Here is a 24876-nt window from a genome sequence, read left to right as displayed (position 1 = left end):
CGCCGCTCGGCGGTAGGGCGCTGGGGGCGCGTTCCCGGTCGGGAGGCGGCCCGGCGTGCGCGCGGCGATACTGATCGCGTGCGGCTTCGTGGGCTTTCCTCCGTGTCTGCCTGCGTCCGTCCGTCTCCATCCGACCGCGTCCGCCCCCGTACGTCCCGTCCGTCCCGTCCGTCTCCGCGCTGGTCCGTGCGGGTCCTCTCGGGGTGCGGTGGGGCGTGGTGCGAGCGCGTGCCCGCGACGCCGAAGAATTGACCGTATGTTCGAATTCCCGGCCTGCGACGCGGCGTCGACACCGCTAGCGTGACGCGTGATTCGTACGCCTGTACGAATCACCGCTCATGAGACAGGGAGGTCACATGACTGAGATCCCCGACGGCGCACCCTGCTGGGTGGACGCCATGGTTCCCGACCTGGAGGCGGGGCAGCGCTTCTACGGCGAACTGCTGGGCTGGACCTACGAGGACCCGCTCCCCGAGTTCGGCCACTACACCCAGGCGCTCTCCGACGGCCGGCGCGTCGCCGCGCTCTATCCACCGGTGCCGGGGATGCCCGAGGGGCCCGCCGCCTGGATGCTCTACTTCCGCTCGTCCGACGTCACGGCCACCGCCGCGCGGGTGCGGGAGAACGGCGGCCAGGTGCTCGTGGAGCCCATGGAGGTGGCGGACTCCGGCAGCATGATGCTGGCGACGGACCCGGGCGGGGTCACGTTCGGCGTCTGGCAGCCGAACCAGCACGAGGGCTTCGCCAAGCAGATGGAACCCGGTGCCTACTGCTGGTCGGAGATCTGCGTGAAGGCCGAGGACGTCGACGCCGTGGACGCGTTCTACTCGGCGGTCTTCCCGACCGTCAGCGCCAAGCGCATGGGCGACGGCACCCAGATGGACTACAAGGTCTGGAAGGTCGGCGACCTCATGGTCACCGGCAGGTACGTGCTCGGCCCCGACATGCCGGGGATCACCCAGCCGCAGCTCTTCGTCTACTTCGCGGTGAACGACTGCGACGACGCGGCGGCCACGGTGTCGAAGCTGGGCGGACAGGTGATCACCGAGCCGATGGACAGCCCGTACGGCAGGATGGCGGTCGTCGCCGACCAGCAGGGCGCGTCGTTCGCGCTGATCGACCCGGCCAGGACGGTGGGCGAGCCCGACCCGGTCGAGGACTGACCCGGTCGAGGACCGACCCGGTCAAGGGACTGACCCGGTCGAGGACCGAGCCCCACCGGGCCGGCGGGGGCGCCACAGCCGGATCCTCGCGCCGGCGCGAAAAGCGCGTGCCGGGCGCGGGTCGCGTCGGTAGCCTGCCCCGGTGGCTGGACTGGGCAGGGACTTCAACAGGCTGTGGGGAGCGGCGGCGGTCAACAACCTCGGCGACGGCATCGTGGCCGCCGCCGCGCCCCTCCTGGTCGCCTCGGTGACCTCCGACCCGCTGCTCGTGGGCTTCGCCGCCTTCGCGCAGCAGCTGCCGTGGCTGCTCTTCTCACTGGTCAGCGGCGTCTACGTGGACCGCCTCGACCGGCGGCGGCTCATCGTCGTGGTCAACGTCATCCGCGCCACGGTCGTCGGCGGCCTCACGCTCGTCGTGGCGCTCTGGCACGAGGACGCGGTGCCGCTGCTGCCGGCCGTCTACGTGGCCGGCTTCCTGCTCGGCACCTGCGAGACCCTGGCCGACAACGCCTCCTCCTCCCTCGTGCCCACGGTCGTCGCCTCCGAGGACCTGCCGCGCGCCAACGCCCGCATGATGGGCGCGTTCTTCGTGATCAACCGTTTCGTCGCGCCGCCGCTCGGGGCGGCGTTCTTCGTCGTCGCGGCGGCGCTGCCGTTCGGGGTCAACGCGGTGACGTTCGTGCTCGCGGGCGTGCTGATAGCCGGCCTGCGGCGCGCCGGCGGCACCGGCCCGGACCACGCCGCACGGCCCGCGACGCCCGGCGAAGCGGCGGCGGGGGCGCCCGGCGACGCCCCGCCCGCCGCCCGCCCCTCGCTGCGCGCCGACATCGCCGAGGGCGTGCGGTGGCTGTGGAGCCACCCCGCGATCCGGATGATCTCCGTCTCGCTGCTCCTGATGAACATCACGCTCTTCTCCGGCCTGTCGATCCTCGTGCTCTACGGTCAGGAGCGCCTCGGCCTCGGCGAGATGGGCTACGGCCTCTTCCTCACCAGCTTCGCGATCGGCGGCCTGGCGGGCGCGCTGTGGGCGCCGCGCCTCCAGGCCCGGTTCAGCCCGTCGCTGCTGCTGCGCGTGGGCCTGGTCATCGAGACGCTGACCCACGTCGGGCTCGCCCTGGCCAGCACGGTGTGGGCGGCGGGAGCGGTCATCGTCGTCTTCGGCATCCACGGCTCGGTGTGGATGGGGGTCGAGAAGACGCTGCGGCAGCGGGCCGTGCCCGACCGGCTGCGGGGGCGGGTGGAGGGCGTCTTCTTCATGTTCGTGATGGGGGGCGCGGCGCTCGGCTCGTTCCTCGGCGGGCCGGTCGCCCGCTGGCTCGGGGTCACGGGGCCGTTCTGGCTGTCGGCGGTGGTGATGGTGGCGCTGACCGTGGTGGCCTGGCGGCCGTTCGGCCGGGTCGTCGACGCCAAGGCGCCGGGGACTGCCAGGGTGGTGGCGGGCGGGGGCACACTGGAGGAGCCCCAGGACCACACACGTTCGAACTAGGAGCGACACCCATGCGTCTGATGCGCGTCGGCGAGCCGGGTCGTGAGCGCCCCGTGCTGGCCGCCCCCGACGGCGGCCGCCACTACGACCTGCGGCCGGTCACGTCCGACATCGACGGCCCGTTCCTGGCCTCGCTGGCCACGCTGACCACCAGGTCGCGGCTGCTGGACCCGGCCCGGCTGCCCGAGACGAGCATCGAGGGCGAACGGATCGGGGCGCCCGTCGCACGTCCCTCCGCCGTGCTGTGCATCGGACAGAACTACGCCGCCCACGCCGCCGAGTCGGGAGCCGAGCCGCCGAAGCAGCCCATCCTCTTCTACAAGTCGCCCAACACGATCGTCGGCCCGCGCGACGACGTGCTGATCCCGCGCGGCTCCACGAGGACCGACTGGGAGGTGGAGCTGGCCGTCGTCATCGGCCGCCGCGCCCGGTACACCGCCTCCCCGGCCGAGGCCCTCACCCACGTCGCCGGATACACCGTCAGCAACGACGTCTCCGAGCGCGCCTTCCAGCTGGAGGAGTCCGGCGGCCAGTGGTCGAAGGGCAAGAGCTGCGAGACCTTCAACCCCCTGGGTCCCGTGCTGGTGACCGCCGACGAGGTCCCGGACCCGCAGGCGCTGCGGCTGCGTTCCTGGGTCAACGGCGAGCCGCGCCAGGACTCCGTCACCGCCGACATGATCTTCGGCGTGGCCGAGCTGGTGCACGACCTCTCGCAGTACCTGGTGCTCGAACCCGGTGACGTGATCAACACCGGCACCCCCGAGGGCGTCGCGCTCTCGGGGCGCTTCCCGTACCTGGCGGCGGGCGACGTCGTCGAGGTGGAGATCGAGGGACTGGGGCGCCAGCGCTCGACGTTGCGCCCCGCGCCATAGGGGCGTGTCCGCCCCGTGGTGGGGCCGCCTCACCCGATCTCACACGATCGGGTGAGGCGCAAGTATGTCGTGTCCGAATTGGTGGTGAATCGGCGGATGCTCGGCGCCAGTTGATGTCACAGTGCCCCGTTAGTCTGGATGCGTGATCGAGCCCAGTGCGTCCACCGCACCCCACGACTCGCCGCCGTACGACTCACCGCCGCCCGACACGTTCCACGACTCCCAGGCCGGCTCCCGGCCCGCACCGCTGACCGCCCCACGCCCCGCCGCACCGCCCGACCCACGGGCGTACGCGGTGCCCGCGCAGCGCGCCGACCCGCTGTCCGTCTCCTCGCCGCACGTCATCCCCGTCCGGTACGACGGCGGTCCCCGCCACGGCACGACCGTCGACCTCGTCATCACGGGGGAGGCCGTGCTGCCGCTGATCATCGCGGCCCGCGACGCCGACCGCGACCTCGGCCTGTACGAGCTGCGGTCCACCGAGGGCGGCGGCACGCGGTACGCCTGGATCGACGACCTCCCCCGAAGGACGTGCAGGTAGGAGCCGGAGGCGGGCGGCGTCAGGAGTCCTCGGCGCGGAGGAACGCCTCGAGGCCCGCCAGGTCGTCGGTGTTGACGTGGTCCACGCCGGCCGCGAGGAGCTCCCGCCAGACCGCCTCCCGCGCCGGGCCCGGCACGTCGGGCGTGGCCCAGAAGCGGACCCGCTGGCCGCGCGCGTGGGCCGTCGTCACGATCCGGTGGAGCAGCTCCCGCTCGGAGGCGGGGAACGGGCCGACGCCGGCCCAGCGGAAGGAGCTGGTCCAGTTGCTGCTGATGAGGGGGATGAAGGAGGCGGGCGCCGGCTCGGCGGCGGCCAGGTCGTCGAGGCGGCCGTCGTAGAAGGCGTACCGCAGGTGCTCGGCCTCCATCGGGACGCGGGCGGAGCGCTCGCCGGATATCACGGCGGTGACGGCCCGGGTGCGGACGGGGCCGCCGGCCACCGCGGAGCTGAGGACGCGCCGGTAGCGGCGCAGCTGGCGGGAGAGCTCCTGGTAGGTCGCCTCGCCGGTGTTCTTGATGTCGATCAGCAGCTGCACCGACAGCTCGTGGCCCGGGTAGACGGAGCCGTGGCCGCGCCGGACCAGCCGCTCCAGGGGGTCGAGGTAGAGCGAGCGGAGGGTTCTGGAGGGGTCGAGGTCCACCGCGTCGTGGGCGACGAGCAGTTCGCCGTCGACCAGCCAGATGTCCGCCTCCACGCTGGTGAAGCCGTGCGAGAGCGCGTCGAGGAGCGGGCGCTCGTGCTCGTAGTCGTTGTGGGCGTGGGCGCGGGCCAGTGGCCGGACCCGCCCGCCGCCGTGGGGGCCGCCGGTGGCGGCCTGGGCGAGGGCGTCGGGGGCCAGCGCCACGGTGGCGGCGAGGGAGCCGAGAGCGGCAACGGCGTGGCGGCGGCTGAGAGTTACCACGGGTCCTCCTGGGGATGCTGCGGGTGTCGTGGGCCGCAGGCGAGTATCTCCTTAAGGACGACCAGATGGTAGAAATGTCGCGGGAGTTCCCCGACCGGTCATCAAGGATTCGCTGTCCGAAGCGCGTGTGGTACGCCGCCTACGGCTCGAACATGCACCCGCCGCGCCTCACCCGGTACCTTCGCGGCGGCAGGCCGCCCGGCGGGCGTCTGGCCCACCCCGGCTGCCGCGACCCCCGCCCGCCCGAGCGCGTGGTGCCGCTCGTCCTGCCGGGGCTCCTCTTCTTCGCCACCGAGTCGGCGGTGTGGGGTGGCGGCAGGGCGTTCTTCGACCCCCACCCGGCGGGCCTGGAGACGCCCGTCTCCGCCTATCTCCTGACGGGAGGTCAGTTCTCTGACGTCGCCGCGCAGGAGATGGGCCGCCCGCCGGACCGCGATCTCGATCTGAGCGGCGCGCTGCGCACCGGTCGCGCGCGGCTGGGCCCCGGCCGGTACGAGACGCTGGTCTGCCCGGGGTCGCTGGCCGGGCATCCGGTGGTGACGTTCACCGCCCCGCGCGGCTGGGACAGCGGCCACCTGCCGCTCAACGCGCCGGCCGCCGGGTACCTGCGGCATCTGGGGGCGGGGCTGATGACAACGCACGGCTGGTCGGCGGAGCGGGCGGCGCGGTATCTCGCGACGCGGCCGGGGGCGCGGGGGGTGTGGACGCCGGAGGCGGTCAGGGAGGTGCTGGAGGGCGTGACGGAGGAGGAGTCGGGCGGCGGCGGTGGTGGTGGCGGCCCGGAGCGGCTGGCCGGGCGTCCGGTGGTGGGGCAGCGGGCGGTGGGGCAGCGGGCGGTGGGTCGACGTCCGGCCTGGCCGGGTGACCCGCGCTGAGGAGCGGGCCGGCGCGCCCCGGCCGGCGCGCCCGCACCGATGACTTTCCCTTCCCTGCCCGGTCTTTACGGGTGAGGTGGTGAGGCGGAGCGTGGGCGGTCGTCCCGGGCTCCCGACCGGAGGAGACACATCGTGGGCAAGGTCGTCGCGGATATCAGCATGTCGCTCGACGGGTTCGTGACCGCCGCGGGGCGGACCCCGGACGAGCCGTTGGGGAAGGGCGGTGAGCGGCTGCACGCGTGGGCGTTCGACGGTGACGAGCTCGACCGCGAGCTCATGGCCGGGTGGGGCGCCGGCGCCGGCGCGGTGGTGGCCGGCCGGCGCACCTACGACGACTCGATCCGCTGGTGGAAGGCCGACGGCCCGACCGGGCCGGCCCGGCTGCCGGTGTTCGTCGTCACCCACCGCGCGCCCGAGGAGGTGCCAGAGGACGGCGTGTACACGTTCGTGACCGGGGGCGTCGAGGCGGCGGTGCGGGAGGCGAGGGCCGCGGCCGGGGACAGGGACGTGTCCGTGATGGGCGGCGCGGACTGCATACGGCAGTGTGTCCGGGCGGGGCTGGTGGACGAGATCTCGGTCCACCTGGTGCCCGTGCTGTTCGGGGGCGGACTGCGGCTGTTCGAGGGCTTGGGGGAGGAGCACGTCCGGCTGGAGACCGTCGCGTCGGTGCGGACCACCTCGGCGGTGCACCTGCGGTGGCGCGTGCTGCGGGACGGGTGAACGCGGGACGGGCGACCGTCCGGGACAAGGCTGCTCCGGACGACCGGCGTCTTCCGGCCCGCGGCCGGCGCGCGTCGGCCCCCGTCGCGCCGCGGCTCAGAGCACCGCGCGGATCTGGTCGGCCGTGAGGACGTACCCGGTGTCGGAGTCGGTGACCGAGCGGGCGAAGACCATGCCGTAGACCTGCCCGTCGGTGGTCAGCAGCGGGCCGCCGGAGTTCCCCGGGCGGACCAGGGAGCGGACCGTGTAGATCTCGCGGGTGACGACGGACTCGCCGTGGATGTCCTGGCCCCGCGCCTCCGACCGTCCGGCGACGGTGGCCGCCTGGAGGTCGAGGCCACCGTCCTCCGGGTATCCCGCGACGACGGCCGGGTCGCCCCGCTCGGCCTCGGCCTCGCCGTCCGTCAGCGTCAGGGCGGGCGCGTCGAGCCCCGGCACGTGGAGCACGGCCACGTCCGTGTCCGTGTCGAGGAGGACCACCTCGGCCACGAGCTGCTCGCCGGCCCCTCCCACCTGCACGGAGATGGCGCTGGCGCCGTCCACGACGTGCGCGTTCGTGAGGATGAGGTCCTCCTCGTCGTCCAGCACGAAGCCGCTGCCCGCCTGGCCCGTCATGCCCGAGGTGGCCGCCACCTTCACGGTGCTCCGCTGGGCCGCCGCCACCGCCGCCGGCGTGACGTTGTCCCCCGAGGGGGCGGGCACCTCGGCGGCGGGGATGTTCTCGAACGGGTTGTACACCTGGGGGAAGCCGGCCTCGTTGAGCGCGTCGGAGGCCCGGCTGAACCACGTGGGCGCCTGGGCCGGCATGCGGTCCTGCACGCCGCCGAGCACGGCCGATCCCTGGATGGCGCGGTTGAGCCCGGGGGAGGGCGTGGGCGCGAGGCTGCTGGCGGCGATCCAGGCGACCAGCAGCACCGCGACGGTGTTCAGCAGGGCGCCGCCCACGCCGTCGAGCCAGCGGACCGGGGTGAGGGTGATGGCCTGGCGCAGGTGCTCGGCCAGCGGCCAGGTCAGCGCCTGTCCCGCCGCGGCCGGCAGCAGCACGACCAGGAGCGCGACGAAGGTGGACCCCAGCGTCTCGGGCTCCATCGGGTCCACGACGAAGGGCAGCAGCCACACGCCGAGGGCCGCGCCGCCGACGAAGCCCGCCAGCGAGATGACGCCCGCGACGAGGCCGCGCTGGTACCCCGTCACGGCGAACAGGGCCACCGCGACCAGCAGTGCCACGTCCAGCACGTTCACCGGCGTCTCCCCGCCACCACGTCGATCGTCCTCTTCGTCATGAATCGAACGGTCGGGCCCCTCCGGGGGTTCCGCCGCCGGTCCCGAGCCGGCCGAGCCGGACCCAGCCAGTCCCTTCCGGCCCGAGCCTGCCCGCGCCGGCTCAGTCGATGCTGAAAAGCGATCCCGTCAGGGTCAGGCCGAGGTCGGTGTCGACGTGGGCGAAGAAGGCCATCAGCATCAGCGCGGCGCCGGCGAGTGCGATGTCCTTCAGGAACTGGATCATCTCGTTCTGCCGGGCCTCGCCGTCGGGAGCCGCCCAGAAGTCGTGCATGAGCACGGCCGTCGGCACGAGGAAGAGCACCAGCAGCAACGCGCCGAGGTCCGGCCACACGCCGAGCAGGATCATCAGCGCGCCCACGCCCTGGACCACGCCCGAGGCGAGCACGGCGGCCTTCGGCGAGGGCACCTTCTTGGAGGCGGCGTATCCCGCCATGGCCTGCGTGTGGGTGAGGTGCCCGACGGCCGAGTTGAGGAAGAGGGCGGCGAAGAGGACGCGCCCTATCAGTACCAGGACATCCATGGGGCCTCCAGCCTCCGAGGGACGGTACTGCTGTCAGGTTCCCACCGCTGTCCGCCGGCCGCACCCTCGCTCGCACGACTTCCTCGCATGGCCGTCACACGCCTCGCGCCTCGCTGCCACGGTCTGTGCGTGCTGTCGCACTCTGCTGCAAATCGGCTGATACTACTGGAGGACGGGTATAAGGAACGACTGGGCACCGAACGTAGTCGACAACAGTCTCCGAAACGCCTTGGGAGGGTTGCCATGACCGTGCCGGTTCGTACCACGACCAGGCAGGACAACAGGCAGGACACCAGGCAGGACGCCCGACGGAAGTCCCGGTCGGACCGCCCCCGGGACAGCCGTGACGGCATGCGTCGCGCCGCTACGCGACGTGACGGCCGCCGCGACACCCGCCGCGACACCGGCCGTGACACCCGCCGCGACGCCCGGCGTACCCGCCGGCAGCGGCACCCCCACGACGACGCCCCCGACACCGCGCCCCAGTTCCGCCGCATCGCCGAGTTGCCCCCGTGCCCGGAGCGCGAACAGCTCTACGACGACGTGATCAGCGCCTGGATGCCGATGGCCGGCCGTCTGGCCCGCACCTTCCGCGACCGTGGCGAGTCGCTGGACGACCTCGAACAGGTCGCGGCGCTCGGCCTGGTCAAGGCGGTGCACCGCTACGACCCCCGGCGCGGCAGCGCCTTCGAGAGCTTCGCCGTCCCCACGATCGTCGGCGAGGTCAAGCGGCACTTCCGCGACCACCTGTGGGGCGTCCACGTGCCGCGCCGCACCCAGGAGCTCCGCAACCGGGTGCGCGCCGCCCGCCGCGAGCTCGACTGCCGCGTCGACGACCACGGCCCCAGCGTCGCCGAGATCGCCGAGCGCAGCGGGCTGACGCAGGAGGAGGTCACGATCGGCCTCGAGGCGCTGGAGAGCTACAGCCCGCTCTCCCTCGACGCCGAGCTGCCGGGCGTCGGCGAGGGGTACACCCTCAGCGACACCCTGGGCATGCCCGATCCGGGCTACGACGTGGTCGTGGACCGCGAGGCCGTGAGGGACCGGCTGCGCGACCTGCCGGAGCGGGAGCAGCGCATCCTCTACCTCCGCTTCTTCGAGGAGAAGACGCAGAGCAGGATCGCCGAGGAGCTCGGCATCTCGCAGATGCACGTCTCCCGCCTGCTGAACCGTATCTGCACGCGCATCCACGACGAGGTCGAGAACGGCTGAACGTCGGGGGCACCCGGGCCCGAACGTCAGGGCTCGACGCCCCCGGAGGAGTCGCGCGCCCTGGCCCCTCGGGGCGTGCCCGCGAAGCGGCGCCGCGTCCGGCGCGAGTCCCGCGGGCACGCCCCAGGGGCGGCCGGCGGGCTCACAGGGCGGCCAGCAGGGGCGGCACGGCCACGCGCAGCTCGCGCCACAGGTAGTCGCCGGCGTGGGTCCCCGGGTAGAAGCGGGCCGTGACGGGCGTGCCGAGAGCGATCAGCCGGTTGGCCAGCGCCCGCGACTCCATGCCGCAGATGGCCTCGGTCAACGAGAGCACGTCGTCGGGCAGCCGCTCGACCCACTCCTCCGTCCCCGGGATGAAGGGGTCGGGCTCCGTGTCGGGCGGGTCCAGCACCCCGAGGGTGCCGTCGCCGCAGGAGAGGTGCACCGGGATGTCCTTCAGGTGCCCTGCCAGGTAGTACGGGTCGTGCGCCGTCCAGACCTCGCGCTGCGCGACCGGGTCTCCCCAGACGCGCAGGCCGTCGATCCCGGCGAACGCGGCTCCCGCCAGCCACACGTCCGCGTGCGCCAGGGGGTGGACGCCCGCGCTGAACGCCGCGACCCCGCGGAAGATCCCGGGATGGCGGCCGGCGTAGGCCAGGGCGCCGAAGCCGCCCTGGGAGTCGCCGATCGCCACCCGCCGCCGGTCCGCGCCGTACTCCCGCTCCAGCAGCGGCATCACCTCGCGGACGTGGAACGTCTCCACCCGTGGCGGGCCGCCCTCGCCGCCGTTCCACCAGTCGGTGTAGAAGCCGAAGAGCGGCATGCCGGGGATCGCGACGAGCACCTCGCGCAGCTCCTCGACCTGCTCGGCGCCGTGCTGGAACAGCCAACGCCACGGGTCGCCGTCGCCACCCGGCAGGAGGTAGACCACGGGCCAGCGCCGCCCGGAGCCGCGCCGCCGCCAGCCGTCCGGCACGAGCAGCACCACGGACTCGGTGGCGGCCAGCGCGGGTGAGTCGACGGTCAGCTCCAGGGTGCGCTCGTCGTGCCACGTCTCGCCGACGACCCGCGCGCCGCCCGTCGTCCCGCGGCGGGAGCCGCCACCCTCGGCGCGCGCGGTCCCCGTCGCCGCGGCGAGCGCCGCGCCCGTGCCACCCGCGACACCCGCGACACCCACGGCGACCGCGGCGACCCCCGTGAAGCCGCGTCGGCTCACATCAGGGTGAACCGGCGTGAAAGCGTCCTTCTCGTTCATCTCGTCAGCCTCCCTCCCTCAGACGTCGCGCCGCCGCAGCAACACACCCGCCGCGAGCAGCGCGACCGCCGTGTATCCGGTGACCAGCAGCAACGACGGCCACGCCGCCAGGCTGCCCACCGCGTCGGCCGTCGCGTCCGAGCTCTGCGTCAGCTTCTCCAGCGCCGCGGTCGGCGAGACGCCGGCCACCCAGCGCTCGGCGCCGCCGAGGAGCGGGCCCAGCATCGACGGCAGCACCAGCACGCCGACGACGGCGGTGACCGCCCCCGCCGCGTGCCGCACCATCGCGCCCACGGCCAGCCCGAGCAGCCCGGCCACGGAGAACGCGCCCGCGACGCCGAACAACGCCGGCAACGGGTCGCCCTGCGCGTGGTCGTCCCCGAGCATCGCGTCGCCCACCAGGTACGCCGCCGCGCAGGACGGCAGCGCCAGCACGTAGAGCACCGTCGCCACCAGCACGGCCTTCGCCGCGAGCACCACCTCCCGGCGCGGCACGGCGGCGAAGGTGGTGCGGATGCCGCCGCTGCCGTACTCGCCGCAGACGACGAGCGCGCCGACCACCGCGGCCAGCATCATCGCGGGGACGGCGATCGTGAGGCTGCCGCCCAGCACCGTGTCGTCGGGCTGGAGGCTCTCGGTGGCGGCGACGAACACCGCTCCGGGCACCGGGAGCAGCGCCATCACGACGGTGGTCCACACCGTGGAGCGCACGCTGCGGAACTTGATCCACTCGTACGCCAGCGCGCGCCCGAACCGCTCGCTCGCCGTCCTCGTCCCGGTCCCCGTCATGGCCCTCGTCATGGTCGTCGTCCCGGTCGTCGTCCTGGTACTCATCGCCCACCCGCCTGGTGTTCGCCCTGGTCAGCGGCGATCGCCGTGTAGACCTCCTCCAGCGACGCGAGGAGCGGCGTCAGCTCGTGCAGCGCGAGCCCGGCCGCGCGCGCCCGTTCGCCGACGGCCGCCGCGTCCAGCCCGGACACCAGCCAGCGCTCGCCGCCCCTCTCGCGCTCCCCGTCCCCCTCGCCCCGCGGGAGGTGGGGTTCGACGCGGGCGCCGGCCGCCTCCAGGGTCTCCCTGAGCCGGCCCGCCTCCGCCAGGGGGCCGCGCACCACCGTGCGCACCGCCGACCGCGAGGCGATGACCTCACGCACCGGGGCGTCCGCCAGCAGCCGGCCCCGCCCGATCACCACCAGGTGGTCGGCGGTCAGCTCCATCTCGCTCATCAGGTGGCTGGAGAGGAAGACCGTCCGCCCCTCGGCGGCCAGGCCGCGCAACAGCTGCCTGATCCACCGGATGCCGTCGGTGTCCAGGCCGTTGACCGGCTCGTCGAGGATCAGCACCTCGGGATCGCCCAGCAGCGCGGCCGCGACGCCGAGCCGCTGCGCCATGCCGAGCGAGAAGCCCCCGACGCGCCGCCGCGTCACGGCGGCGCCGTCGAGGCCCACCACCGCCAGCACCTCCTCCACCCGCCGGCGCGGGATGCCGTTGCTGGCGGCGAGGCCCGCGAGGTGGGCGTGGGCGGTCCTGCCCGGGTGGACGCCGCGCGCGTCGAGCAGCGAGCCGACGACGCGCAGCGGCTCGCGCAGCCGCGCGTACGGTCGGCCGCCGACGGTGACGCTGCCGGCGCTCGGCGCGTCGAGGCCGAGGACCATCCGCAGGGTCGTGGTCTTGCCGGCGCCGTTCGGCCCGAGGAACCCCGTCACGCGGCCCGGCATGACCGTGAAGGTCAGGCCGTCGACGGCCGTGGTGGACCCGAACCGCTTGGTCAGGCCCCGGGCCTCGATCCGCGCGGCGCCGCGCCCGCCGCCGCCGCCGTCTGTGCCGTCTGTGCCGTCTCTGCCGTCCCTGTGAACGACGTGTCCGCTGGTCATGCCCCCGACGCTAGGCAGCGGTGGGAAGGGCGACATCCGCCGGCGGGAGTCGGCTCCTGCTCCCGCCGGAGTACGCGCGGAGGACCCCGGGGGGTCCGTACGGCGGACGGGCACCCCGTCAGCCGTCGGCCGGCCGTCGGCCAAGCCGTCGGTCCGTTGGTCAGTCGGTCAGTCGGTCGGCCGCTACGTCAGCCCGTTGCTGCCGCACCAGCCCTCGACGTCGCCGATCTCCTTCTGCCACAGCTCGTCGTCGGCGATCGCCGCCGTGACCGTCGCGTGGATCGGGAACTGCTTCGTGAGGCCCGTGACCTGGAAGATCCGCAGGATCCGCTCCTGCTGGATCACCAGCGCCAGCGTGCCCTCGCGCGCTCTCACCCGCTTGAGCCCACCCACCAGCACGCCGAGGCCGGTCGAGTCCATGAAGTCGACCCCCCGCATGTCCGCGATGAGGTGGACCGTTCCCGCGTCGACGAGCTCGCTCATCCGCCGGCGCAACCGGGGCGCGGTGTAGGCGTCGAGCTCCCCCGCGACCCGCACGACAGCGCGGTCCCCGTCGTCGCCGGCCACGACGGACTCAAGCCGGATGTCCTCCACTGCCGTTCCCCTCTTCCTGTCCTCTACGCCCCCGCCGGCGTTATCAGTCAGCACTGACAGCGAATTGTGGGCCGCTAACACTACAGCGGCGCGACGGGTGTCGCGCTCGGTTCCACCGACCGCCCGTCAGAGGTTTCTGCTACCCCCGAGTCAGCTACCTACCGGTTTTCCACCTCGCGGAGAACGCGGGGTGCGCGGGCACGGTGCTGCTGGGCGTGGCGGGAAGGGCGGCGCCGGGCAGGCCACGGCGGGAAAAGGGGGCCGGGCACGGCGAGGGCTGGGCTGGCGGGGCGTCAGCTCCTGTTCGGCGCGAGGGCCTTGAGCGTGCGCTCCCCGTCCGGGTCGCCCATCGTCGCCGGCACGATCGCCACCTCGTCCAGGCCGGCCGCCGCGTAGTCCGCGAGCCGCGCCCGCACCGTCACCGCGTCGCCGAGCAGCCCCAGCACGCTCGCCGCCTCACGCGGCAGCGCGGCGAGCCGTTCCGCCATCGGCGCCCCGTCCCGCGCCAGCGCCACCGCCTCGCCGTAGCCCGCCTCCTCGAAGACCTCCGCGTATCCACGGACCGTCAGGTATCCGGCGACGCCGCGCAGCACGTGCTCGTACGACGCGTCGACGGGGTCGACCGCCGCCGGCAGCCAGGCCGCCAGCCGCGGCGGCTTCGCGCGGCCGGCCCGCGCGCTCGCCTCGTCCAGCCGCCGCCGCAGCTCACGCACCTGCGCCACGGACACCATGTCGAGCACCATCCGGTCGGCGTGCGCCGCGGCGATGCCGACGGCCCGCTCGCCGAAGGCCGCCACCGTCAGCGGCCCGCCGGGCGGCCCGAGCCGCCGCCTGAAGCCCTCGCCCCAGTCGTCCCACGCCTCGCTCATCAGCCGCCGCACGGCCTCGGCGGTCTCGCCCAGCACGCGCGTGACCCCCTCCCGCGAGCGGCCGTGGACCCCCTCGACCACGCGGACGCTGGACGCGCCGAGCGCCACCCCGACCGGCCGCCCGACGAGCGCCGCCGCGCCCGCGGCGCCCCGGGCGATCGTCGCCGCGTCCCGCACCGACACGGCCACCGGGCCCGCCGTCAACGCGACCCGCCCGGTCCGCAGCCCGACCGCCGTCGCCAGCACGAACGCGTCCCACGTCGGCCCCTCCCCGAGCCACACCTCCCCGTACCCGAAGCGGTCCGCCACCTCGGCGACCCGCACGGCCTCCAACGGCGGCCGGTCGTCCTCCCGTGAGGCCGCGACGACGCTCACGCCGATGCTGACGCCGTTCCCCAGATCCACGCTGGTGGTCATGCTCCTGTCCACGCCCATCTCGAACCTCCCTGCCATGCCCTTGGCGCCAGGGTAGGCGTCCGGCGGCTGGGCGGAACCGGTCAGAACCGGCAAGAAACGGGAACTCACCAGTAGCTTTTTGATCTCGTTCCCTCTCGTTTCCTCCGGTCCGGGCCCGTTCGGTCCTGCGGGATCTGACCCGGGTCCTCTCCCCGGCGCGCGGCTCCAGTCCTACTGGGAGGCCCGCTGGTAATATCCGGCCCATGGCTGACGAGAGACCACCCGAGTACGAGCGCATCAGCATCACCGTGCCGCGCGCGCTCGCGGAGGAGCTCAGGGACATGAAGCAGGCCCACTCCATCGAGTCGGTCTCCGCCTTCGCCTCCCGGGCCATGGCCGAGCAGATCGACCGCGAGCGCCGGCACCGCGAGAGCGGCGAGCGGCTGCGCGCCGAGTTCGGCCTCGACGAGGAGGAGGTCGAGCTCGCCCGCCAGTGGGCCGACGACGTCACCAACCGCCGCACCCGGCTCAGCCTGGAGGAGTACCTGGCGTCCCGCACCTCACGCGGGAAGCGCGACGCCGCGTGATGATGTCAGACGGCGTCTCGGGCGTCGTCCTCGACGCCAGCTTCCTGACCGACCTGGGCAGGAGCTACCGCATCGAGCACGAGGTGCTCGCGGACCGGTGGAGCCGTCAGGCCGTCAGCGTCAGCGTCCCGCAGACCGAACTCGTCCTCGTCGAGCGGGACAAGGCCGACCAGGCGCGCGCCGCGCTGGAGCTGCTGCTCTCCCGCTGCGGCCCCTCGGTGCTGATACGTCCGCTCGACATGGCCGCCGTCGCGGCCGTGGCCGCCACCATGCGCCGCCACGACCTCGACGACATCGCCACCGCCCACACCGCCTCCCTGGCCATGTCGGCGGACAGGACCGTGTACACGACGACCCCCGACCGGTACCTCCGGTTCGGCGACGCCATCGAGGTCTTCAGCCTCGGGTGAACGGGCCGCCGTCGGGCAGTCGGCCTCGGGCCGCCGTCAGGCCGCCGCCGCCGTCCGGCAGTCGCCCTCCGGGCGTCAGCGGTGTTCGCCGGGGCGGACCAGGCCCGTCTCGTAGGCGATGACGACGAGTTGGGCGCGGTCGCGGGCGTCGAGCTTGGCCATGGTGCGGCTGACGTGCGTCTTGGCGGTCAACGGGGACATCAGCAGGCGGGCACCGATCTCCTCGTTCGACAGGCCGGCGGCGACGAGGGCCAGCACCTCGCGCTCGCGGTCCGTCAGGGGCGCGAGGCGGGCGGCGCCGTCGGTGACGGGGGTGCGCAGGCGGGCGAACTCCTCGATGACGCGGCGGGTGACGGCCGGTGCCAGCAGGCTCTGGCCCGCCGCGACGGTGCGGATCGCGTCGCGGAGCTCGTCCGGGTCGACGTCCTTCAGCAGGAACCCGGCGGCGCCGACGCGCAGCGCCTCGAAGACGTACTCGTCCGCCTCGTAGGTCGTCAGGATCAGCACGCGGACCGCCGCCAGCGTCGGGTCGGCGGCGATGCGACGGGTGGCGTCCAGACCGTCCACGCGGGGCATGCGCACGTCCATCAGCACCACGTCGGGGCGGGTGGTGCGCACCGCCTCGATCGCCCGCGCGCCGTCGGCGGCCTCGGCGACGACGACCAGGTCGTCGGTCAGGTCGAGCAGGGCGCGGAAGCCGGCGCGGACGACGGTCTGGTCGTCGGCGAGGACGACTCTCACCCGTCCTGCGCCGGGCTCCTCGGGACGCTGCGCGGTCACGCGAGAAGCCTACGGGCTGTCACGCCGCGACGTTCGGGACCGGGGGTGCCGGGGGTGCCGTGGTGCCGGGGGAGCCGTGGTGCCCGGGGGAGCCGGGAGACGCCGCCGCCCGGCTCCGGGTCCGGCCTGGCCCCGGCACCCACGGTCCGACGCGTCGGGCGTCGGCCCCGCCTCAGTTGAGGATGGTGGCTTCGAGGGAGGCGAGGTCGACGGTCTGGCCGGTGAGGTCCTCGACCTTCGTCACCTCCTCGGTCTGCTGGTCCCACTCGATCGCCATGGTCTCGCCGTTGAGCCGCAGGGTGACGTTCGCGAATCCCGAGGGCTCGCAGGAGAACAGGACCGGCTCCCAGTCGAGGGAACCGGAGAGGCCGACGTCCTGCGTGCAGACCTCGCCCGTCGTGGAATTCCCGTAGAGGACGCCGTCGGGGGTGGTGTAGAGGGTGACGCCGTTGGCCTCCCAGTGGGCGTACCAGCCCGCCTCGCCGCCGCCACCGCCGCCGGCGGTGCCGCCCGAGTCGCCGCCGATGCCGCCGCCGGTGGTCTCCAGTTCGAGCTCCGGGTCGGGGAGTTCGGGGAGTTCACCCGATCCCTCGCTCCCGCCGCCCGAGACCAGGCCGCCGGCGCCGGGACCGCCGCCGCCCTCGTCGTCGCCGCATCCGGTGAGCAGCAGGGCCGCCGCGATCGCGGCGGCGGGAGCGATCAGATGCATTCGTGTGCGCACAGGTGTTTCCCCCGTCATTTGGTGCGATGATCGGTTGAGCGGACATCACGCTAGTGAATGCGTAGGGGAAATTCCACTCGCAAAGGGCTTCCGGGGCGCTGAGGAAAGCACTGGGAAAGTGCTGAGAAAGCGCCAGGAAAGTGAAGGCTGAACATCATCGAGTTCGAGGAGATTATGGGGCCGCTCCGTGTCCGTGCCCGTGCCCGTGGTCAGGGCGAGGACGCCGCGTCCGGCCCGCCCGTGGCGTCCGGGCGGTCGGGCTCGTCCCGCGGGTCCCGTGGAAGCTCGGCCACGGGGAGTTCGGCGCGGACCCGGAAGCCGCCGCCCGGCACGTGACCGTGGACGAGGGTGCCGCCGACGGCCGCGGCGCGTTCCCGCATGCCGAGGAGGCCGAATCCCGGGCTCGCGGCGGGAGCGTCGTTCGTCCCGTCGTCCACGACCTCGACCGTCAGCGGGCCGCCGCCGGCCGCCGCCCTCACCGTCACGGCGGCGTGCCGGGCGTGGGCGTGCCTGAGCACGTTGGTCAGCGCCTCCTGGACGATGCGGTACGCCGCCAGCTCCACCGCCGCGGGGAACGGCCGGTCCCCGGTCGCGGTGTCGAGCGTGACGCGCAGCCGGTCGCCCGCGCCGACCGTCCGCTCCACCAGCTCGGGAAGGTGGTCCAGCCGCGGCGTCGGACCGGTGCCGGTGCCGGTGCCCGTGCCCGTGCGCTTGCTCGGGCCGTCGCCGGTGGCGGCGTCGGGGCCCGGCTCGTCGCCCTCGCGCAGCACGGCGACGGTGGCCCGCAGCTCCCGCACCGCCTCGCGGCCGGAGGCGCGGACCTGCCGCAGCGCGGAGCGGGCCAGCTCGGGCCGCCGGTCCAACGCGTCGAGCGCGACGCCCGCCTGCACGGTCATGGCCGAGACGGTGTGCGCGACGACGTCGTGCAGCTCCCGCGCGATCCGCACCCGCTCCTCCCGCACCCGGCGCGCCGCCTCCAGCTCCGCCCGCGCCAGGTGGTGCTCGGTCAGCTCGCGCCGGCTGCGGACCACCTCGCCCAGCAGCAGCGGGATCAGCGGCCAGATCATGTCGGCGACCGGCGAGGGGATGGGCCGCCCCTCCTCCTGCCCCGAGACGACGGCGACCACGCCCGAGGCCAGGGCCGCCACCGCGCCCGTGACGGCGGACCGGCGCCGGCCCGCGCCGGGGCCGACGGCCACGCCGTAGAGCGCGAGCATCACCGGCAGGTTCAGCAGCTCACCGACGTGCCCGTACAGCGTCCAGGCCGCCGCGCCCGCGCCCGTGACGACGGCGGAGGTCAACGGGGCGGCGCGCCAGACCACCAGGGCGGCGAGCGACAGGACGTAGACCAGCCAGCTGAACCAGTCGTCCTCGCGGCTGCCGGAGACGTTCGACGCGAGGTCGGCGGCGGTCAGGCCGCCGACGGCCGCGACCAGCGCCGCGTCCCTGAGCTGGACTCTTCTCGGGGTGCTCACCCCGCCCACGGTAGGAGCGGGGCGGGGCGTCCGCGTACGACGTGGGGAGTAGCGGATGCCCGCGTCGCGCCCGCGTCGCGCCAGCCTCACTCCGCGTCGGCCCGCCTCGCCGGGCGTCGCGGCGGGCGGTCACCCGGGCGGCGGGGTCAGTCCACGAGCCACTCGCCGTCGCGCATCAGCTCCCGGCCCTTCAGCTCTTCGGCCTCCCGCCAGGCCAGCACCCGGCGCGGCACGATCCTGAAGTAGCGGTAGTGGGCGGTGAGGGTGCGGGGGTCGAAGCCGGTGTGCTCGGCGAAGGCGTCGCCGGTCTCCTGGGTGAGTTCGTCGACGTCCAACGCCGTCACGCCGCCCTCGACGAGGACCACGTCGCGGGTCTCGCCGATGCCGACGCGAACCCGCCCGGTGGCGACGAGGTTGCGGCCGGTGGGGGTGGTGACCGGCGTGGAGATCAGCAGCGCGGTGCCGTCCCACAGGAACGACAGCGGCACGAGGTGGGGCTCGCCGTCGGGCGAGGCCGTCGCCACCCAGGCGTCGACGTCGTGCGCGAGGCGGTGGAGCGTGTCCTCCTTGCGCTGCCGCGGGCTCCGGGGCTGTGGCGTGGTCATCTGACGGGTCCCCTCCGTGAGGTGCTCTGAGGTGGCGCGACGCGTCGTGCCGGTCAGTAGTGTCACTCGCGGTCGCCGGCGCGGCTGAGGCGGCCCCCGGCTCGCGGGCTCTCCCGGCGCCGGCGGGAGTTCGCCGCCCCTCCGTACCGGAAAGTTTCCGGTAGTTCATCCTGAGTGAAGCACGTCCGCGCCTCGCCCGGCTCTACCCGCGTCGGCCTCGCGGGGCTCTGAGCACGGGTAGGGTGACCTGACGCGGCGTCAGCAGCCCTCCTTGCTCTGTTAAATCTTCCGGAATTTTTCCGGAGGTGAGCTGAAGTGAACACTTCAAGCCATGCCGGGTGACCGCGTCGCCGGGCCCACCGCCACCCGCCCTGAGCTGCCCCGCGACCGTTCCGCGTCCCCGGCGCCGCCCCGCCGCCCGTCGAGCCTTCCGGTCCTGACCACGCACTTTTCCGAAGCACGATCGGCCGTGAAGTGACGTGGTGGCCACGCGGGAGCGCCCCATACGGTTCTCTCTCGTAATCCACGTCATCGACAGGCCATCGCTGATTCACCTCCCAGACACCCCACACTCACGGGAAGGACGCGATATGGCGCAGTTCGCCCTCTGGCTCAGCGACATCGTCGCGGTGTCGGTCCTGGTCTTCGCGCTGTACTTTCCCCGGCACCGTCGCCGGGACCTGGTCGTCGCCTATCTCGGCGTCAACATCGGAGTCCTCGCCGTCGCCAGCTCACTCAGCGCCGCCGGGGGAGCCGCCACCGGACTCGGCCTCGGGATGGCGCTCTTCGGCGTGCTGTCGATCATCCGGCTCCGCTCCACCGAGCTCGACCAGCACGAGGTCGCCTACTACTTCTCCGCGCTCGCCCTCGGCATCCTCGGTGCCTGGGAGACCGAACAGGAGTGGCGCTCCGCGACGCTGATGGCCGTCATCCTGGCCGTGCTGTACGTCGGCGACCACCCGCGCCTGCTGCGCCAGCACCGCCGCCAGGTGATCGTGCTCGACGTCGCGATACCCGACCACGCCACGCTCGTCGCCCACCTGGAGCACACCCTCGGCAGCCGGGTCCACAGCGTCTCCGTCCAGCGCCTCGACCTCGTCAACGACACCACCGTGGTCGACGTCCGGTACCGCTCCACACCCGGAGCCCGCCCCCGGCCCGCCGCCCCGCCCCGCGTGGAGGCGACGACGCCCCACACACCCGCGGCGGTGCAGCCGTGACCGCCGGCGGGGTCGTCGCCACGGCGTCACCGTCCCTCGGCCCCGTGCTCGCCGCGCTCGCCGGGCTGCCGTCGACCAGCCTGGAGGAGCTCGTCGCCCGCGCCTCCCTCCAGACGCGCGTCGACCGCAAGTACCTCCTCCCGGTGACCGAGGTCCGCGAGCTGCTGGCGCTGCTGCCCCCCACCACCCGCGTGCTGGAGATCGACGGCGTCCGCGGCTTCGCCTACCGCTCCCTGTACTTCGACACCCCCGACCTCCTCGCCTACCGCATGGCGGCCCACCGTCGCCCCCGCCGCTTCAAGGTCCGCACCCGGGTCTACGAGGAGTCGGACGAGTGCTGGCTGGAGGTCAAGGTCAGGGGCCGCCGTGGCGACACCGTCAAGCACCGGCTGCCCCACGCCCCCGACGACCACGGCACGCTCGCCCCGGGGCGTTCCTTCGTCGACGCCACGCTGGCCGAGAACCGCGTCGCCGCCGGGCACGACCTCACCTTCGTGCCGACGCTGACCACCCGGTACCGGCGCACCACGCTCCACCTTCCGGAGTCCGACAGCCGCGTCACCATCGACCTGGGGCTGACCTGGCACGACGGCGAGCGCGCGCTGTGCCTGCCCGAGACGGCGGTCGTCGAGACGAAGACGGGGGCGCGGGCCTGTCACGTCGACCGGCTGCTGTGGCGCGGGCGGTACCGGCCCTGCCGGATCTCGAAGTACACCACCGGGCTCGCCGCGCTGCGCCCGCAGCTGCCCGCCACGCCGTGGCGGCGCACCCTGCGGCGCGACATGCCGCCGAGCGTCCGCCGCGCCGTGCCCCTCGCCGAGGTCCGCCTCCCCGAGCTGACCGACGCGGTGACCGCCGGCTGAGGCGCGGGGACCGACGGGGCCCCGGGACGCGGGACACGGGACGCGGGACACGGGGCGCGGGACACGAGACGCGGGGACGTCGTGGCTCGGCCGCCCGGCCGCCCGGCCGCACCCCGCACCCGGTTCTCGGGGACCAGCTCTCGGCCCTCAACTCTCGGAACCCAGCACCACCTGGCACCACCCGGCACCACCCGAGGCCCCCGGCATGCCGCCGCCCGCTCGACGCGGCGGCGCCGGCGCCCGAGGCAGCCGCGGACGGGCGCGGACGGCCGCGGACGGGCCGGCCTTCCCGACATGACGACGTGACACGGAGTGAGGTGTAGCGCTGTGCGCACACGAAGGAAGCAGAAACGATGGGCGCGTCAACGATGGACGGCCGCGGTGGCCCTGCTCGCCGCGACGTCCCTCGTCATGGGCGGCGCGGCGGCCGGCGCCGCCGACGACCCGCCGGCCGACGACCGTGCCCCCGCGCCGGCCGGCGCCGCCGCCCCACGGCAGGCGGACCTGACGGGCGACATCACCTTCTCGGTGCCCAGCGGCACCTTCAGCGAGGCGGTGGACGTCGCCCTCTCCACCACCGTGGCGGACGCGACGATCCGTTACACCACCGACGGCACGCCCCCCACCGCCACCTCGACCGCCTACGACGGCGAGCCGTTGCGCCTCACCGCCACCACGCAGCTGCGCGCCCAGCCGTTCGTCGACGGCGCCGCCACCGGCGCGATGGGCACGGCCCTCTACGTCGCCTCCACCGCGGGCGTCGCCCAGGCCGCCCACGACCTGCCGCTGCTGGTGATGGACGCCTACGGCGCCGGCAAGCCGGGCCGGGAGTACGAGGACGTCGCCACCATGATCATGGAGCCGGGAGCGGACGGCACCGCCTCGGTCGCCGACGCCCCCGCCGTCGCCTCCCGGGCCGGCTTCCACCTGCGCGGCCAGTCCTCCTCCACCTTCGCCAAGGCCCCCTACCGCCTGGAGCTGTGGGACAACGAGGACGACGACGCCGACCACCCGGTCCTCGGCATGCCCGCCGACTCCGACTGGGTGCTGCGCGGCCCGTTCACCGACAAGAGCCTGATCCGCGAGGCGCTCGTCTACGACCTGGGCCGCGCCATGGGCCTCGCGGCTCCCCGCTACCGCTTCGTCGAGGTCTACCTCAACCTCGACGACCAGCCGATGGCGGCAGCCGACTACCAGGGCGTCTACATGATCGTCGAGACGATCAAGATCAACTCCGACCGGCTCGACCTCGCGGAGCTGGAGGAGGAGGACGTCACGCCGCCCGCCGTCACCGGCGGCTACGTCTTCGCGTCCGAGTGGCTGGCCTCCGAGGAGCCGACGCTGCCGTGCACCGGCCCGGCCGCCACCTGCTGGCAGGACCTGGAGGTCAAGGAGCCCGGCGACCTCCAGCCGGAGCAGCTGGAGTGGCTCACCGGACACGTCCAGGAGTTCCACGACGCCCTGCACGGCGAGACGCCCGCCGACCCCGACACCGGATACCCGGCCTACATCGACACCGGCTCCTTCGTCGACCAGGTCATCCTCAACGAGCTGTCGCGCGGCATGGACTCCTACATCCGCAGCACGTACTTCCACAAGGACCGCGAGGGCCCCATCGTCGCGGGCCCGCTGTGGGACTTCGACCTCACCTTCGGCGTCGGCGGGTACTTCGAGAACCAGGAGACCGCCGGCTGGCAGTTCGAGCAGACCCGGTACCCGGTCGGCAACGACTGGTACCTGCGGCTGATGAACATCCCGGCCTTCTCCGAGCAGGTCGACGCCCGCTGGGAGGAACTGCGCCAGGGCCTGCTGTCCGACGCCGCGCTCCGGACCCGCGTCGCCGAGCTTGCCGCGCCGCTGGCGGACGCCGCCGAGCGGAACTTCGAGAAGTGGCCGAACCTCTCCTCGTCCATGGTCGGGGCCTTCGTGACCCCCACCTCGGAGACCTGGCAGGAGCAGGTGGACATCCTCGAGGAGTGGCTCACCGAGCGCATCACCTGGCTCGACGGCTCCGGCTGGCGGCCCGACGCCGACGACCAGGCGCTCTGAGCCTGTCCACCACACCGCCCGGCCCCGCCCCCACCCGGGGGTGGGGCCGGGCGCTCGCCGTGTCGCCCACGGCGGTCCGCGTGTCGCCCACGGCGGTCCGTCTCCCAACGGTCCGTCTCCCGACGGGCCGCCCGCCACGGGGACACCGCCGGATCGGCGTCGAACGCCTCGCGGGTGCTCGGCGTGAAGGTCACGTTCGCGTGCGTGGCCTGGCCTCCCGAGGTAGATATTCGAACACGTGATCTAATTCATCGCTATGGAGGACACGGACGCTTTCCCCGACGACCTGATCCGCGCGCAGCGCGAGTGGCACGCGACGTACCGGGCGCTCGCCGCGCCGGGGCGGCACGGCACGACCGTGCTGCGACGACGCCTGCTGCGCCTGTCGACCCGGATCTGGTGGCACCCGTACTGGCGCACCGCGCCCGGCGCCGCCGCGTCCCGGGTCGCGCTCCGCCGCCAGGCGGCCCCGCCCGTCGGCTGAACGACCGGGGGACGTGACGGCTTGCCCTGGAGCGCGCTCCAGCTGCCATGCTCCGCCTCGGCATTCGGAACGAGCCCCGGTCCCGGAACCGCCTGACGGGAGAGGACAGCCCCATGACCACGCCCACGCCCCAGCCCGCGTCGACGCCCATGTCCACGCCCACGACCGCTCTCGCCCTCGGCACGATGCACTTCGGCACCCGCCTCGACGCGCAGTCCGCGTTCGACATCCTCGACCGCTTCGTCGACGCGGGTGGCACGCTGATCGACACCGCCGACTGCTACGCCTTCTGGGCCGAGCCGGACGGCCACGGCGGGCACAGCGAGGAGATCATCGGCCGGTGGCTCGCGAGCCGTCCCGGCATGCGCGAGCGGATCGTCCTGTCCACCAAGGTCGGCGCCGAGCCGGACGGTCCGGGGGAGTGGCCCGCGAACCGGCAGGGCCTGTCCGCGCCCGCGATCAAGGCCGCCGTCCAGGGCAGCCTCCGGCGCCTTCGCACGGACCGGATCGACCTGTACTGGACCCACATGGAGGACCGGAGCGTCGGCCTGGAGGAGACGGCCGGCGCCCTCGCCGAACTCGTCGCGGCCGGCACCGTCGCCCGCCTCGGCGCCTCCAACCACCCCCTGTGGCGGGTGGAACGCGCCCGCCGCCTCGCCGCCGCCCAGGGCTGGGCCGACTACACGGCCCTCCAGCTGCGCCACTCCTACCTCGCCCCCCGCCCCGGCGCCCCCGTCCCCGACCAGGGCCACCGCTTCGGCTGGGTCACCGACGAGACCCTCGACTACGTGCAGTCGGAGCCGGGGATGAGCCTGTGGGCGTACACGGCGCTGCTCAACGGCGCCTACACCCGCCCGGAGCGCGCCGCCGCGCTGGCGGACGCGTTCCGGCACGTCGGCAACGAACGGCGCCTGGCGGCCCTCGCGCGCGTGGCCGACGACCTCGGCGTCACGCCGAACCAGGTCGTCCTCGCCTGGCTCGTCGGCGGCGAGCCGCCGATCACCCCCATCGTCGGCGTCAGCGGCCCCGCCCAGCTCGACGAGGCGTTCGCCGGCGTGCGCCTGGCGCTGTCGGTCGAGCACCGCCGGCTCCTGGACGAGGCCGCCTGACCGCCGTGACCGGTGACCGGGCCGGCCGGTGACCG

25 protein-coding genes and 1 pseudogene are annotated in these 24876 nt (G+C 74.0%); 14 read left to right on the top strand and 12 right to left on the bottom strand.

Going from position 1 to position 24876, the window contains the following annotated elements:
- Positions 1–356: 356 nt before the first annotated feature.
- The 4 genes from ACTWP5_RS05220 (at position 357) to ACTWP5_RS05205 (ending at position 4062) form a co-directional block, all read left to right on the top strand.
- Entirely contained in the window at positions 357–1163 is an 807-nt protein-coding gene (locus ACTWP5_RS05220) for a VOC family protein (RefSeq protein ID WP_443219528.1), read from the top strand.
- A 142-nt stretch (positions 1164–1305) separates the two neighbouring features.
- On the top strand, positions 1306–2649 hold the full coding sequence (locus ACTWP5_RS05215) for an MFS transporter (RefSeq protein WP_443219527.1): 1344 nt from the start codon (positions 1306–1308) through the stop codon (positions 2647–2649).
- Between the two features lie 11 nt (positions 2650–2660).
- On the top strand, positions 2661–3521 hold the full coding sequence (locus ACTWP5_RS05210; RefSeq protein WP_443219526.1) for a fumarylacetoacetate hydrolase family protein: 861 nt from the start codon (positions 2661–2663) through the stop codon (positions 3519–3521).
- Positions 3522–3663: 142 nt separating this feature from the next.
- Complete coding sequence (locus ACTWP5_RS05205) at positions 3664–4062, top strand: hypothetical protein (RefSeq protein WP_443219525.1); 399 nt, start codon at positions 3664–3666, stop codon at positions 4060–4062.
- A 19-nt stretch (positions 4063–4081) separates the two neighbouring features.
- On the opposite strand, the gene ACTWP5_RS05200 is transcribed toward ACTWP5_RS05205, so the two are convergent.
- A complete protein-coding gene (locus ACTWP5_RS05200) occupies positions 4082–4963 on the bottom strand; it encodes a phosphatidylinositol-specific phospholipase C/glycerophosphodiester phosphodiesterase family protein (RefSeq protein WP_443219524.1) in 882 nt (293 codons plus the stop codon).
- A 65-nt stretch (positions 4964–5028) separates the two neighbouring features.
- Here ACTWP5_RS05200 and ACTWP5_RS05195 point away from each other — a divergent pair, with 65 nt between their 5' ends.
- Positions 5029–5838, top strand: coding sequence for a histone deacetylase (locus tag ACTWP5_RS05195; protein WP_443219523.1), 810 nt, complete (start codon positions 5029–5031; stop codon positions 5836–5838).
- Positions 5839–5970: 132 nt separating this feature from the next.
- A complete protein-coding gene (locus ACTWP5_RS05190; RefSeq protein ID WP_443219522.1) occupies positions 5971–6558 on the top strand; it encodes a dihydrofolate reductase family protein in 588 nt (195 codons plus the stop codon).
- 96 nt (positions 6559–6654) lie between these two features.
- On the opposite strand, the gene ACTWP5_RS05185 is transcribed toward ACTWP5_RS05190, so the two are convergent.
- Positions 6655–7800 carry a MarP family serine protease gene (locus tag ACTWP5_RS05185; RefSeq protein WP_443219521.1) on the bottom strand — a complete coding sequence of 382 codons (1146 nt, stop codon included), beginning with the start codon at positions 7798–7800 and terminating at the stop codon, positions 6655–6657.
- A gap of 142 nt (positions 7801–7942) precedes the next feature.
- The gene (locus ACTWP5_RS05180) at positions 7943–8362 is read right to left on the bottom strand and encodes a DoxX family protein (protein ID WP_443219520.1); all 420 of its coding nucleotides are present in this window, start codon (positions 8360–8362) and stop codon (positions 7943–7945) included.
- 243 nt (positions 8363–8605) lie between these two features.
- Between ACTWP5_RS05180 and ACTWP5_RS05175 the strand changes: the two genes are divergently transcribed.
- Positions 8606–9574 (top strand): SigB/SigF/SigG family RNA polymerase sigma factor, encoded by a 969-nt coding sequence (locus ACTWP5_RS05175; protein ID WP_443219519.1) that lies wholly within the window; start codon positions 8606–8608, stop codon positions 9572–9574.
- 142 nt (positions 9575–9716) lie between these two features.
- Here the strand turns inward: ACTWP5_RS05175 and ACTWP5_RS05170 are convergent, their stop codons facing one another.
- From ACTWP5_RS05170 to ACTWP5_RS05150, 5 genes and pseudogenes are all read right to left on the bottom strand, one after another.
- Entirely contained in the window at positions 9717–10808 is a 1092-nt protein-coding gene (locus ACTWP5_RS05170; RefSeq protein ID WP_443219518.1) for an alpha/beta hydrolase, read from the bottom strand.
- Between the two features lie 18 nt (positions 10809–10826).
- Complete coding sequence (locus tag ACTWP5_RS05165) at positions 10827–11597, bottom strand: ABC transporter permease (protein ID WP_443219517.1); 771 nt, start codon at positions 11595–11597, stop codon at positions 10827–10829.
- Between the two features lie 41 nt (positions 11598–11638).
- Entirely contained in the window at positions 11639–12679 is a 1041-nt protein-coding gene (locus ACTWP5_RS05160; RefSeq protein WP_443219516.1) for an ATP-binding cassette domain-containing protein, read from the bottom strand.
- Positions 12680–12931: 252 nt separating this feature from the next.
- Positions 12932–13246: pseudogene (locus tag ACTWP5_RS05155) on the bottom strand (STAS domain-containing protein); the annotation flags it as partial.
- A 320-nt stretch (positions 13247–13566) separates the two neighbouring features.
- Positions 13567–14559: an LLM class F420-dependent oxidoreductase gene (locus tag ACTWP5_RS05150; RefSeq protein ID WP_443219515.1), complete on the bottom strand. Its 993-nt coding sequence runs from the start codon at positions 14557–14559 to the stop codon at positions 13567–13569.
- Positions 14560–14801: 242 nt separating this feature from the next.
- Here ACTWP5_RS05150 and ACTWP5_RS05145 point away from each other — a divergent pair, with 242 nt between their 5' ends.
- Positions 14802–15125: a hypothetical protein gene (locus ACTWP5_RS05145; protein WP_443219514.1), complete on the top strand. Its 324-nt coding sequence runs from the start codon at positions 14802–14804 to the stop codon at positions 15123–15125.
- The gene (locus tag ACTWP5_RS05140; RefSeq protein WP_443219513.1) at positions 15122–15535 is read left to right on the top strand and encodes a hypothetical protein; all 414 of its coding nucleotides are present in this window, start codon (positions 15122–15124) and stop codon (positions 15533–15535) included. The genes ACTWP5_RS05145 and ACTWP5_RS05140 overlap by 4 nt, the downstream gene beginning before the upstream one ends.
- 75 nt (positions 15536–15610) lie before the next feature.
- Here ACTWP5_RS05140 and ACTWP5_RS05135 read toward each other — a convergent pair whose 3' ends face one another.
- The 4 genes from ACTWP5_RS05135 to ACTWP5_RS05120 all read right to left on the bottom strand — a co-directional run bounded on the left by ACTWP5_RS05135 (position 15611) and on the right by ACTWP5_RS05120 (position 19116).
- Complete coding sequence (locus ACTWP5_RS05135; protein ID WP_443219512.1) at positions 15611–16315, bottom strand: response regulator transcription factor; 705 nt, start codon at positions 16313–16315, stop codon at positions 15611–15613.
- Between the two features lie 172 nt (positions 16316–16487).
- Positions 16488–17036, bottom strand: coding sequence for a hypothetical protein (locus ACTWP5_RS05130; RefSeq protein ID WP_443219511.1), 549 nt, complete (start codon positions 17034–17036; stop codon positions 16488–16490).
- 209 nt (positions 17037–17245) lie between these two features.
- A complete protein-coding gene (locus ACTWP5_RS05125) occupies positions 17246–18511 on the bottom strand; it encodes a sensor histidine kinase (protein WP_443219510.1) in 1266 nt (421 codons plus the stop codon).
- Positions 18512–18657: 146 nt separating this feature from the next.
- Positions 18658–19116: a pyridoxamine 5'-phosphate oxidase family protein gene (locus tag ACTWP5_RS05120; RefSeq protein ID WP_443219509.1), complete on the bottom strand. Its 459-nt coding sequence runs from the start codon at positions 19114–19116 to the stop codon at positions 18658–18660.
- Positions 19117–19706: 590 nt separating this feature from the next.
- On the opposite strand from ACTWP5_RS05120, the gene ACTWP5_RS05115 reads away from it, so the two are divergent.
- From ACTWP5_RS05115 to ACTWP5_RS05095, 5 genes are all read left to right on the top strand, one after another.
- Positions 19707–20336 (top strand): DUF4956 domain-containing protein, encoded by a 630-nt coding sequence (locus ACTWP5_RS05115; RefSeq protein WP_443219508.1) that lies wholly within the window; start codon positions 19707–19709, stop codon positions 20334–20336.
- Positions 20333–21199 (top strand): polyphosphate polymerase domain-containing protein, encoded by an 867-nt coding sequence (locus tag ACTWP5_RS05110; RefSeq protein WP_443219507.1) that lies wholly within the window; start codon positions 20333–20335, stop codon positions 21197–21199. Before ACTWP5_RS05115 ends, ACTWP5_RS05110 begins: the two co-directional genes overlap by 4 nt.
- Before the next feature lie 327 nt (positions 21200–21526).
- Positions 21527–23248, top strand: a complete 1722-nt coding sequence (locus ACTWP5_RS05105) for a CotH kinase family protein (RefSeq protein ID WP_443219506.1) — start codon at positions 21527–21529, stop codon at positions 23246–23248.
- Positions 23249–23504: 256 nt separating this feature from the next.
- Entirely contained in the window at positions 23505–23732 is a 228-nt protein-coding gene (locus tag ACTWP5_RS05100; protein WP_443219505.1) for a hypothetical protein, read from the top strand.
- Between the two features lie 113 nt (positions 23733–23845).
- Complete coding sequence (locus ACTWP5_RS05095) at positions 23846–24841, top strand: aldo/keto reductase (RefSeq protein WP_443219504.1); 996 nt, start codon at positions 23846–23848, stop codon at positions 24839–24841.
- The last annotated feature ends 35 nt before the right edge of the window (positions 24842–24876 follow it).

Source organism: Streptomyces sp. 4N509B (genome assembly GCF_052245655.1).
Lineage (GTDB): Bacteria > Actinomycetota > Actinomycetes > Streptomycetales > Streptomycetaceae > Streptomyces.
Note: the sequence above shows the minus strand (reverse complement) of the source record. Positions and strands in the feature narration are given on the sequence as shown.

Coding starts and splice junctions, on each gene's coding strand:
- ACTWP5_RS05145 (WP_443219514.1), top strand. CDS start 14,802: ATGGCTGACGAGAGACCACCCGAGTACGAGCGCATCAGCATCACCGTG.
- ACTWP5_RS05100 (WP_443219505.1), top strand. CDS start 23,505: ATGGAGGACACGGACGCTTTCCCCGACGACCTGATCCGCGCGCAGCGC.
- ACTWP5_RS05210 (WP_443219526.1), top strand. CDS start 2,661: ATGCGTCTGATGCGCGTCGGCGAGCCGGGTCGTGAGCGCCCCGTGCTG.
- ACTWP5_RS05180 (WP_443219520.1), bottom strand. CDS start 8,362: ATGGATGTCCTGGTACTGATAGGGCGCGTCCTCTTCGCCGCCCTCTTC.
- ACTWP5_RS05095 (WP_443219504.1), top strand. CDS start 23,846: ATGACCACGCCCACGCCCCAGCCCGCGTCGACGCCCATGTCCACGCCC.
- ACTWP5_RS05120 (WP_443219509.1), bottom strand. CDS start 19,116: ATGACCACGCCACAGCCCCGGAGCCCGCGGCAGCGCAAGGAGGACACG.
- ACTWP5_RS05195 (WP_443219523.1), top strand. CDS start 5,029: ATGGTAGAAATGTCGCGGGAGTTCCCCGACCGGTCATCAAGGATTCGC.
- ACTWP5_RS05115 (WP_443219508.1), top strand. CDS start 19,707: ATGGCGCAGTTCGCCCTCTGGCTCAGCGACATCGTCGCGGTGTCGGTC.
- ACTWP5_RS05165 (WP_443219517.1), bottom strand. CDS start 11,597: ATGACGGGGACCGGGACGAGGACGGCGAGCGAGCGGTTCGGGCGCGCG.
- ACTWP5_RS05150 (WP_443219515.1), bottom strand. CDS start 14,559: ATGACCACCAGCGTGGATCTGGGGAACGGCGTCAGCATCGGCGTGAGC.
- ACTWP5_RS05175 (WP_443219519.1), top strand. CDS start 8,606: ATGACCGTGCCGGTTCGTACCACGACCAGGCAGGACAACAGGCAGGAC.
- ACTWP5_RS05220 (WP_443219528.1), top strand. CDS start 357: ATGACTGAGATCCCCGACGGCGCACCCTGCTGGGTGGACGCCATGGTT.
- ACTWP5_RS05170 (WP_443219518.1), bottom strand. CDS start 10,808: ATGAACGAGAAGGACGCTTTCACGCCGGTTCACCCTGATGTGAGCCGA.
- ACTWP5_RS05160 (WP_443219516.1), bottom strand. CDS start 12,679: ATGACCAGCGGACACGTCGTTCACAGGGACGGCAGAGACGGCACAGAC.